At 60.0% G+C, this 9,400-nt stretch carries 11 protein-coding genes; 2 read left to right on the top strand and 9 right to left on the bottom strand.

What is annotated here, in order from left to right:
* Positions 1 to 169: 169 nt before the first annotated feature.
* Together pgeF and rluD are read right to left on the bottom strand one after the other, a co-directional pair.
* Positions 170 to 901: a peptidoglycan editing factor PgeF gene (pgeF, locus tag KUL77_RS08055; RefSeq protein WP_297145503.1), complete on the bottom strand. Its 732-nt coding sequence runs from the start codon at positions 899 to 901 to the stop codon at positions 170 to 172.
* The gene (gene rluD, locus KUL77_RS08050; protein WP_297145500.1) at positions 898 to 1,878 is read right to left on the bottom strand and encodes a 23S rRNA pseudouridine(1911/1915/1917) synthase RluD; all 981 of its coding nucleotides are present in this window, start codon (positions 1,876 to 1,878) and stop codon (positions 898 to 900) included. The genes pgeF and rluD overlap by 4 nt, the downstream gene beginning before the upstream one ends.
* Positions 1,879 to 1,970: 92 nt before the next feature.
* Between rluD and KUL77_RS08045 the strand changes: the two genes are divergently transcribed.
* Complete coding sequence (locus tag KUL77_RS08045) at positions 1,971 to 2,816, top strand: outer membrane protein assembly factor BamD (RefSeq protein WP_297145497.1); 846 nt, start codon at positions 1,971 to 1,973, stop codon at positions 2,814 to 2,816.
* Positions 2,817 to 2,862: 46 nt separating this feature from the next.
* Here KUL77_RS08045 and KUL77_RS08040 read toward each other — a convergent pair whose 3' ends face one another.
* The 3 genes from KUL77_RS08040 to KUL77_RS08030 are packed head-to-tail and all read right to left on the bottom strand — an operon-like array spanning position 2,863 to position 5,081.
* Positions 2,863 to 4,500, bottom strand: a complete 1,638-nt coding sequence (locus tag KUL77_RS08040) for an NAD+ synthase (RefSeq protein ID WP_297145495.1) — start codon at positions 4,498 to 4,500, stop codon at positions 2,863 to 2,865.
* 3 nt (positions 4,501 to 4,503) lie between these two features.
* Positions 4,504 to 4,818 carry a CcdB family protein gene (locus KUL77_RS08035; RefSeq protein WP_297145493.1) on the bottom strand — a complete coding sequence of 105 codons (315 nt, stop codon included), beginning with the start codon at positions 4,816 to 4,818 and terminating at the stop codon, positions 4,504 to 4,506.
* A complete protein-coding gene (locus tag KUL77_RS08030; protein ID WP_297145490.1) occupies positions 4,815 to 5,081 on the bottom strand; it encodes a type II toxin-antitoxin system CcdA family antitoxin in 267 nt (88 codons plus the stop codon). The genes KUL77_RS08035 and KUL77_RS08030 overlap by 4 nt, the downstream gene beginning before the upstream one ends.
* Before the next feature lie 184 nt (positions 5,082 to 5,265).
* Here KUL77_RS08030 and ppa point away from each other — a divergent pair, with 184 nt between their 5' ends.
* The gene (ppa, locus tag KUL77_RS08025; protein ID WP_297145487.1) at positions 5,266 to 5,814 is read left to right on the top strand and encodes an inorganic diphosphatase; all 549 of its coding nucleotides are present in this window, start codon (positions 5,266 to 5,268) and stop codon (positions 5,812 to 5,814) included.
* A gap of 69 nt (positions 5,815 to 5,883) precedes the next feature.
* Here the strand turns inward: ppa and KUL77_RS08020 are convergent, their stop codons facing one another.
* The 4 genes from KUL77_RS08020 to atpG all read right to left on the bottom strand — a co-directional run bounded on the left by KUL77_RS08020 (position 5,884) and on the right by atpG (position 9,327).
* Positions 5,884 to 6,468 (bottom strand): DUF4136 domain-containing protein, encoded by a 585-nt coding sequence (locus KUL77_RS08020; RefSeq protein WP_297145485.1) that lies wholly within the window; start codon positions 6,466 to 6,468, stop codon positions 5,884 to 5,886.
* A gap of 113 nt (positions 6,469 to 6,581) precedes the next feature.
* Positions 6,582 to 7,007 carry a F0F1 ATP synthase subunit epsilon gene (locus KUL77_RS08015; protein ID WP_297145482.1) on the bottom strand — a complete coding sequence of 142 codons (426 nt, stop codon included), beginning with the start codon at positions 7,005 to 7,007 and terminating at the stop codon, positions 6,582 to 6,584.
* 9 nt (positions 7,008 to 7,016) lie between these two features.
* Complete coding sequence (gene atpD, locus KUL77_RS08010; protein WP_297145509.1) at positions 7,017 to 8,423, bottom strand: F0F1 ATP synthase subunit beta; 1,407 nt, start codon at positions 8,421 to 8,423, stop codon at positions 7,017 to 7,019.
* A gap of 40 nt (positions 8,424 to 8,463) precedes the next feature.
* On the bottom strand, positions 8,464 to 9,327 hold the full coding sequence (gene atpG / locus KUL77_RS08005) for a F0F1 ATP synthase subunit gamma (protein ID WP_297145506.1): 864 nt from the start codon (positions 9,325 to 9,327) through the stop codon (positions 8,464 to 8,466).
* Positions 9,328 to 9,400: the final 73 nt, after the last annotated feature.

Raw genomic sequence — 9,400 nt, 5'->3', positions numbered from 1 at the left:
ATGGTCACAGTGGCCTGCGGTGGCTACCACAGCTTTGCGCTGGATGCCGATGGCGCACTTTATGCCACAGGCAGCAATGGCTCAGGGCAAATCGGCCTAGGTGCAGCACAGGGCTGCAGAACATGGCAGCGCCTTAGCTTGCCGGAAGAGATCGCCTAGCGTTTGCTTGCTATGCCACCCACGCCAAGGTGGCAATGCGCCCGCTTTGTCCATCGCGGCGATGCGAGAAAAACTGCTGCGGTGCTGAAATCGTACAGTGCTCACCGCCGAACACATCACGCACACCCGCATCCAGTAGCCGTTGCCGCGCGAGCATATACAGATCGACGTTCCAGTAGCCTGGGCGCGTAGGTAGAAATGCCAGATGCGCGCGCCCGTCACGTGCGGTGAACGCTTCAAACACGTCCGCCCCTACTTCGTAGGCCAATGGGCCAGCCGCCGGGCCCAACCACGCAATGAGCTGCGCTGCGGGCGTGCGCATGGCCGCTACCGTCGCTTCCAGCACACCCGCACACAGCCCGCGCCAGCCCGCATGCGCGGCAGCTACCTCGCCACCAGCACGCGCCGCCAGCACCACCGGCAGACAATCGGCGGTGAGAATGGCCAGTACCGCACCCGGCGTGGTGGTGACAGCGGCATCGGCTTCGGGTTCATCAAACCCCGGCTCAACGGCTACCGCCGTGCCGTGCACTTGCCGCAGCCAACGCGGCGGCGAAGGCAAGGCCAGCGTGGTTTCTAGCTGCCAGCGGTTTTCGCTGACAGCAGAGAGTGCATCCCCACAGCGCGCCCCCATATTGAAGGTATCAAACGGCGGCTTGGAAACACCCAGCCCATAGCGCTGCGTGGTGAGCGCCTGCACGCCCGGCGGCGTGGGCCAGTTCGCGTGCAGGAAGGCGCTCATCGCCGCGCGCGCTCGGCTTCGGCATGCGCGGCCGCATCTTCACGCAATACGCGCAGCAGCTGCTGCATATCCTCCGGCAGCGGCGCTTCGCAGCGTACCGGCTCGCCCGTCACGGGGTGCTTAAACTCCAACACCTCGGCGTGCAGTGCTTGCCGCTTAAACCCGCGTAGCGTCGCGATGAGTTCTTCCGATGCCCCCTTAGGCAGGCGTAGCGCACCGCCGTACAGCGCATCACCCACGATAGCGTGCTTCAAATGCGCCATATGCACGCGAATTTGGTGGGTGCGCCCAGTTTCTAGCCGGCATTCCAGTGCGGTATGGCAACGGAAGCGTTCACGCAGACGGTAATGGGTCACGGCATCTTTACCGTCTTCGCGCACCGCCATGCGCAGGCGGTCGCGCGGATGGCGCTCGATCGCGGCATTGGCCGTTCCGCCGGACACCAAAGCCCCCATCACCACCGCAAGATATTGACGGTGCACATCACGTGCGGAAAGCTGCGCCACCAGTGCGGTCTGCGCCACAAGCGTGCGCGCCACCACCATGACCCCGCTGGTGTCTTTATCCAGTCGGTGCACGATGCCCGCGCGCGGCAGCTTATCCAGCGCGGGGTCGCGGTGCAGCAATGCATTCACCATCGTCCCTGCTGGGTTACCTGCGCCCGGATGCACCACCAGCCCAGCCGGTTTATTGATCACAAACACGTGCTCGTCTTCATACAGCACGTCCAGTGGAATATCCTCGGCCACCGCGTGGGTTTGCACCTCTTCCACGACATTCAATGTAACGGCCTCCCCCCCGCGCACGGCATCGCGCGGCCGCGCGGCCGCGCCGTCCACCAGCACATCGCCCGATTTGATCCAAGCCGACAGCCGCGAGCGCGAATATTCGGGGAAAAGATCGGCCAAAACCGCATCTAAACGGCGTCCTACAGCGCTCTCGGGGACTTGGGCGGTTAAACAATTGGTCTTCGACATAGCAATTCCATCACCGCCATTCACGGTATTTCGGTCTGAATCGGATCACAGGCTGCTATTATCCAGCCTTCATGCCCTTTGCGCCCGCTTTCATGCCCATGACTTCACGTTCCGCTCTGCTGCGCTTCTTGTTTGTCCTGATCTTGGCCGTCACCGTAAGTGGTTGTGCCAGCATCAAAAACAAGTTCAAAAACAAAGACAAGAATGAAGGCCTGCCGGTCAGTGAGCTGTATGACCGCGCACACAACTATATGGAACGCGGAAGCTGGTCGGGCGCCAGCGAAGTCTTCGGGCGCTTGATTGCGCAATATCCGTACGGCCCGTACACCGAACAAGCACTGATGGAACAGGCCTACGCGCAGTACAAGTCGGGTAAGCACGAAGACGCGGTGGCCAGTATCGACCGTTTTATCCGCACCTACCCTACCCACAAGAACATTTCCTATATGTACTACCTGCGCGGCCTGTCCAATATGGCGCGCAATACGGTGTTCTTGGCGCGTGCGTTTAATCTCGACACCAGCACCCGCGACCTCGACGCACCGCTGCAGGCCTATAACGATTTCACCATCGTCACCACCCGCTACCCCAACAGCCGCTACGCCGCTGATGCGCGCCAGCGCATGGTGTATCTACGCAATGAATTTGCGCGTTTCGAACTGAACACCGCCCTGTACTATCTGCACCGCAGCGCCTGGGTATCGGCGGCCGACCGCGCCACCTACCTGCTGGAAACCTATCCGCAAAGTGAATACCAGAACGATGCCGTGGCGCTGCTGGCCGAGTCTTATACTCGCCTCGGTAACACCACGCTGGCCAATGACGCCAAGCGCGTGCTGGAGCAAAACGACCCGCAACACCCTTGGCTAAAAGGCAAGTGGCCGAAAAAACGCGGCTTTATCAGCAAGCTCAACCCATTTACTGGCGACGCCCGCTAATCCACGCACCATTGAAAAGACCGACGCTAGCCGTCGGTCTTTTGCTTTATGCCTCCCGCCACCCACTAGAGATTGGATAACGTCGCTCACGCCCGAAGGCGCGATGGCTCACCTTCGGCCCCGGTGCGGCTTGGTGGCGCTTCCATTCGCTGATTTTGACCAATCGCAGCACGCGATCGACCGTTGCCTCGGCAAAGCCCGCCGCAATGATTTCGGCACGCGACTGCTCTTGATCGATATGGCGCAGCAAGATCGCGTCGAGTACGTCATACGGCGGCAGTGAGTCTTGATCGAGTTGATTTTCGCGCAGTTCCGCCGACGGCGGCCGGTCGATCACGGCCTGCGGAATAATGCGATCCCCTACGGTATTGCGCCAACGCGCAAGCTGGAACACGTCGGTTTTATACAGGTCTTTGATCGGCGCGTAACCGCCGCACATATCGCCATAGATGGTGGCGTAACCCACCGCATATTCACTCTTATTGCCGGTGGTCAGCAGCATGCCGCCAAACTTATTGGTAAGCGCCATCATCAGCGCACCGCGCGTGCGTGACTGCAGGTTTTCTTCGGTGAGATCGACAGGCGTTCCTGCAAACGTTTCAGACAGCATGTCTAAATAGGCTTGGAAGGGTTTTTCGATAGGAAGCGAAAGCAGCTTCACCCCCATCGCATCGCACTGTTCCTGCGCCAAATCATTGGAAAGCCCTGCGGTATAGCGCGACGGCATCCGCACTGCCGTCACGTTTTCAGGGCCCAGCGCATCGCCCGCAATAGCCAGCACCAGCGCCGAGTCGATTCCACCAGACAGCCCCACCCACGCCTTGTTGAAACCATTTTTTTGGCAATAATCGCGCGTACCGCGCACAACCGCGCGCCACGCCAGCGCGTCGCGGCTCTCGTCGCCGTCCACTGTCCACTGCAGCGACGCAAAGCGCCGCGTTTGTGCATCGTACTCCACCACAAGCCACTGTTCTTCAAACGCTACCGCCGCCGGGTGCACCACGCCATCGCCATCGGCCACGATGGACGCCCCGTCAAACACCAGCCCATCCTGCCCGCCTACCGTATTGAGATAAGCGATGCCCACCTGCGTGTCTTTCGCCCGCTGCACCAGCAGCGCATCGCGCTCGGCATGTTTATCGTGCGCATAGGGCGAGGCATTGGGCACCAGCACCAGCTGCGCACCAGCCTTCACCGTGGACGCGATGGGTTCGACAAACCAAAGGTCTTCGCAAACCAGCAGCCCCACCGGCACGCCTTTCACTTCAAACACGCAGTCTTCAGCGTTAGGGTCAACGTCGAAATAACGGCGTTCGTCGAACACCGCATAGTTCGGCAATTCGCGCTTGCGGTAGGTTTGCTCAATACGGCCATCGCACAGCACGCTGGCGGCGTTATACACCACGCTGCCAACCGGCTGCGGCCAGCCCACCACAGCAACAACGCCGGTGGCGGCCTTCGCCACCTCCAGCATGGCCGCCTCGCAGGCGCGCAGGAACGCAGGCCGGTACAGCAAATCTTCCGGCGGGTACCCGGACAGCGCCAGCTCCGGGAACAGCACGATGTCGGCGCTGTACTCATCGCGTGCGAACGCGATCATCTCGGCGATGCGTGCGGCGTTACCGGCCACGTCGCCAACCGGGAAATCAAATTGCGCCATTGCGATGCGCAGTGTACCTGTCATAGGTCAAATCCCGGAAATTAGCATGTCAATGGCAGCAAGGATGGCATACCGCTCCTGCGACAGATCGGCAATTTGCTTGCCCAGCATACGCACAGGAACCCCCATGATCTGAGCCGTATCCATGACCACCCGCTTATCCCCAACCAGAAAGCACGGCATCAGGTGTCCAATCGCGCCGCCAGCGCGATCATTGGCAATCAATGGCACGACCACGCGCGAACCTGCGGTTTCGATCAAGTCGCTTTGCACGTCCAGCAGATAAGGAATCCACCGTTTCGATGCTGCGTCTGCATTGGCATACACGGCGAATTGGCTCATGCGGCATTGCCCGCCTTGAAGGCGCGCACATGGTCACTCAACATCCCGTCGCGCTCAATCCGCGCATTGTAGGCCGCAATCGCCTCGCGGTTTTCTTCCAACCACTTCTCGCGCTTGCGCGCGCGCACCTCGGCATCCAGCGCACGTTCTAGCGTGGCCGACAGGTTGATTTCAAGTGCTTTGGCGTCTTCCAGCAAGCCCTGATTGATGCTGACATTGGTGGCACGCTTGCCATAGCCGGCGTATTCATCTCGGATGCGCATAATAGACACCTCTTTATTTATGCGCATTAATTGTGCGCATCGATATTCTGCGTGTCAACATGCGTTACACAGCATCCCCATTCATTTTCCTGCGCAACTCCCGGTAGTTCGGTAAAATAGCCACACCTCCCCTCATTCACCGCCGCGCTTTTTTGCCGCGGCCTCCACGTTGGAGCACTACCCCATGGGCTTGGACCTCGTTCCTACCGGCACCAATCCGCCGGACGAAATCAATGTCGTCATCGAAATCCAGAAAGATGCCGATCCGGTTAAATATGAAGTCGATAAAGCCTCGGGCGCGATTTTCGTGGATCGCATTCTCTCCACGCCGATGCGCTACCCCTGCAACTACGGCTACGTGCCATACACCATCTGCGGCGACGGTGACCCGGCCGACGCACTGGTTATTCTGCCGCTGCCGCTGGTGCCAGGCTCAGTGATCCGCTGCCGCCCAGTGGGCGTGCTGCGTATGAGCGATGAAGCCGGTAGCGATGAGAAGCTGCTGGTGGTGCCGAACAGCAAGGTGTTCAAGGGCTACGCCCATGTGGATGACATTGAAAAGGTCAACCAGCACTGGCTGCAGCGCATCGGTCACTTCTTCGAGCACTATAAAGATCTTGAAGACGGCAAGTGGGTGAAGCTCGATGGCTGGGGCAATGCCGCCGAAGCTAAGAAGATTATTGTGGAAGCCATGGAGCGCTACCACGCTGCTGAAGAAAAGCCGAAGTTCTAATTTTTTTCCGCGCAACAAACGCAAACGGGCTTCCTAATGGAAGCCCGTTTTGCATAGCGCAACTGGCAGTTACTGCCCGGCGCGATGCGGGTATTTCGTAAAGATACTACTGATGGCCAAATCGATTTCCGCCATCCGTTTCTCTGGTGTCTTCTTCGAAGAACCCACCGGGCTACTGGCCGAACCCGTCCACACCATGCGGTTCTGCTTGCCATCGACAAGGTCCACCGTGAGCGTGCCTTCGCGATAGGTGCTCACCTGTGTTTCGTTGTACCACACGGGAATGGCCACATAGCCACGGTGACGGTAGCTGTAGAACATCTCTACGCTTGAGCGCGGCATACTCCAGACGGCGTTACGATCTTCCACCACACCCTGAAAATTCACCAATAAATCGGCGCCTTCGGCCTGATAGCGGTAGCCGCGTGATTCCATTTCTTTTTGCACATCGGCGCGCACACGCTCGGAAATCCAGCTGGAATAGCCCGACTGTTCCATCGCAATGGGCTTGTAGAAGCTCCATGTCCGGTACTGCATAAAGCTCGCCGTAGGGTCATGATCCACGCGCACGGCTGGGCCAGTGGCGCAGGCAGTGAGGCCCAGTGTCGCCGCAACAAGCAGTGCAGACGCAAGTGATTTCATCATTCGATTCATGGTGGTCTCCTCAGGAGGCATCTGCCCCATCATCGCATCCCTGCTGATACCACGCATGAACGATTTTTATATGTCACAAAAAACCCCGCGTGGGCGGGGTTTTTTGGAAGAACTTAATGCTTGAGGTTTTTACGCAAGCGCTCCAGCGCCTGCAGCTGCGCCGTGACCTCGGCCAAGCGTTGCTGGGCTTCGGCAATTTCCATTGCCTCGCCGCGCCGCGCCAAGATGCGCTCGGCTTCTTCCTTAGCGGCGCGCACTGCTGCTTCGTCGATGTCTTCGGCACGCACCGCCGTATCGGCCAAGACCGTAACCACGGTGGGCTGCACTTCCAAAATACCGCCAGAGATAGCGAAGTCGAGCTTCTCGCCACCCGGCTTGGTGACGACCACTTTACCCGGCTTCAAACGGGTGATCAGCGGGGCGTGCTTGGGTGCAATACCCAGCTCGCCCAGCTCACCGGTGGCCACGACCAGCTCGGCCTCGCCGTGAAAGATCTCGGCTTCGGCACTGACGATGTCGCAACGGATGGTGGATGCCATGATGACTCCTTAGGCCGCGATCTTCTTGGCTTTTTCGACCGCTTCGTCGATCGAGCCGACCATGTAGAACGCCTGTTCCGGCAGGTGATCGTAGTCGCCGTCACAGATGCCCTTGAAGCCGCGGATGGTGTCCTTCAGCGACACGTACTTACCCGGCGAGCCGGTGAACACTTCCGCCACGTGGAACGGCTGGCTGAAGAAGCGCTCGATCTTACGTGCGCGGGCCACGGCCTGCTTGTCTTCTTCCGACAGCTCGTCCATACCGAGGATGGCGATGATGTCTTTCAGCTCCTTGTACTTCTGCAAGGTGGACTGCACGCGGCGGGCGGTCTCGTAGTGCTCGGTGCCGATCACGTTCGGGTCGAGCTGGCGGCTGGTGGAGTCCAGCGGATCCACCGCCGGGTAGATACCCAGCGAAGCGATGTTACGCGAGAGCACCACGGTGGCGTCCAAGTGCGCGAAGGTGGTGGCGGGCGACGGGTCGGTCAAGTCGTCGGCAGGCACGTACACGGCCTGAATCGAGGTGATCGAACCGGTCTTGGTGGAGGTAATGCGCTCTTGCAGCACGCCCATTTCCTCAGCCAGCGTAGGCTGGTAGCCCACGGCGGAAGGCATGCGGCCCAGCAGCGCCGACACTTCGGTACCGGCCAAGGTGTAGCGGTAGATGTTATCGACGAATAGCAGCACGTCGCGGCCTTCGTCGCGGAAGTACTCAGCCATGGTCAGGCCGGTCAGGGCGACGCGCAGGCGGTTGCCCGGCGGCTCATTCATCTGGCCGTACACCATCGCCACCTTGGACTTGGCGTGCTCTTGCACGTTCACCACGCCCGACTCCTGCATTTCGTGGTAGAAGTCGTTGCCTTCGCGGGTACGCTCACCCACACCGGCGAACACCGACAGACCGCTGTGCTCGGTCGCGATGTTGTTGATCAGTTCCATCATGTTGACGGTCTTGCCCACGCCGGCGCCGCCGAACAGGCCAACCTTGCCGCCCTTAGCGAACGGGCACATCAGGTCGATCACCTTGATGCCGGTTTCCAGCAGCTCGGTGGTGGACGCTTGGTCTTCATACGACGGCGCAGCGCGATGGATTTCCCAAGTGGTGTCGGCGGCCACCGGGCCAGCCTCGTCGATTGGGTTGCCCAGCACGTCCATGATGCGGCCCAAGGTGCCAATACCCACCGGCACCGAGATCGCGCGGCCGGTGTTGTCGGCCAGCAGGCCACGCTTCAGGCCGTCGGTGGAGCCGAGCGCGATGCAGCGCACCACGCCGTCGCCCAGCTGCTGCTGCACTTCCAGCGTGATGGCGGTGTTCTGCACCTTCAGCGCGTCGTACACCTTCGGCACGCTCTCGCGCGGGAATTCGACGTCCACAACGGCGCCGATGATCTGTACGACTTTGCCCTGATTGCTCATGGTTGTTTCCTCGGGAACTCTTAAATAATGCTTCGTTGAATCAAACCGCCGCGGCGCCGCCGACGATTTCCGAAATTTCTTGGGTGATCGCTGCCTGACGCGCCTTGTTATAGACAAGGTTCAAGGTGTCGATCAGCTTATTGGCGTTGTCAGACGCGGCCTTCATCGCCACCATGCGCGCGGCATGTTCAGAAGCCACGTTTTCCATCACGGCCTGATACACCAGCGACTCGATATAGCGGTTCAGAACGTGATCAAGCACTTCTTCCGCATTCGGTTCGTAGATGTAATCCCACTCGTGCTTGGCCATCTGCGTTTCCGACGGCGGCAGCGGCAGCAGTTGGTCGAAGGTAGCCTTCTGCGTCATGGTGTTGACAAAGTCGTTGTACGACAGGAACACCTTATCGACGCTTCCGCTGTCGTAGGCATCCAGCATGACTTTGATCACACCAATCAATTGCTCCAACTTCGGCGCATCGCCTAAGTGGGTGACCGAGGCCAGCATATTGACCTTGATGCGACGGAAGAACACCGACGCCTTCTGGCCGATGGTGACGACGTCGACTTCCACGCCCTGCGCCGTCCACTGGCGGATTTCGCCGAGCAGCTTGCGGAACAGGTTGTTGTTCAGGCCGCCGGCCAGGCCGCGGTCCGAGGACACGATGATGTAGCCGACGCGCTTGGTCTCCGCGCGCTCGACCAGGTAGGGGTGCTGGTACTCGGAGTTCGCCTGCGCGAGGTGTCCGATCACCTGCCGCATCGCCCGCGCGTACGGGCGCGAGGACTTCATCCGGTCCTGCGCCTTGCGGATCTTGGAGGCCGAGACCATTTCGAGCGCGCGCGTCACCTTGCGGGTGTTCTGCACGCTCTTGATCTTGGTTTTGATTTCTCTGCCGCCGGCCATCTTCTCTTCCTGCGTAGGGCGGACCTGGATCCGCCTTGGGCTTGGTGTTCGGTATCGCGAATGGCGGGTCGGG

The organism is Thermomonas sp. (assembly GCF_019104945.1).
Classification (GTDB): domain Bacteria; phylum Pseudomonadota; class Gammaproteobacteria; order Xanthomonadales; family Xanthomonadaceae; genus Thermomonas.
The sequence above is the reverse complement of the archived record's forward strand: the minus strand, read 5'-3'. Positions and strand labels throughout refer to the sequence as shown.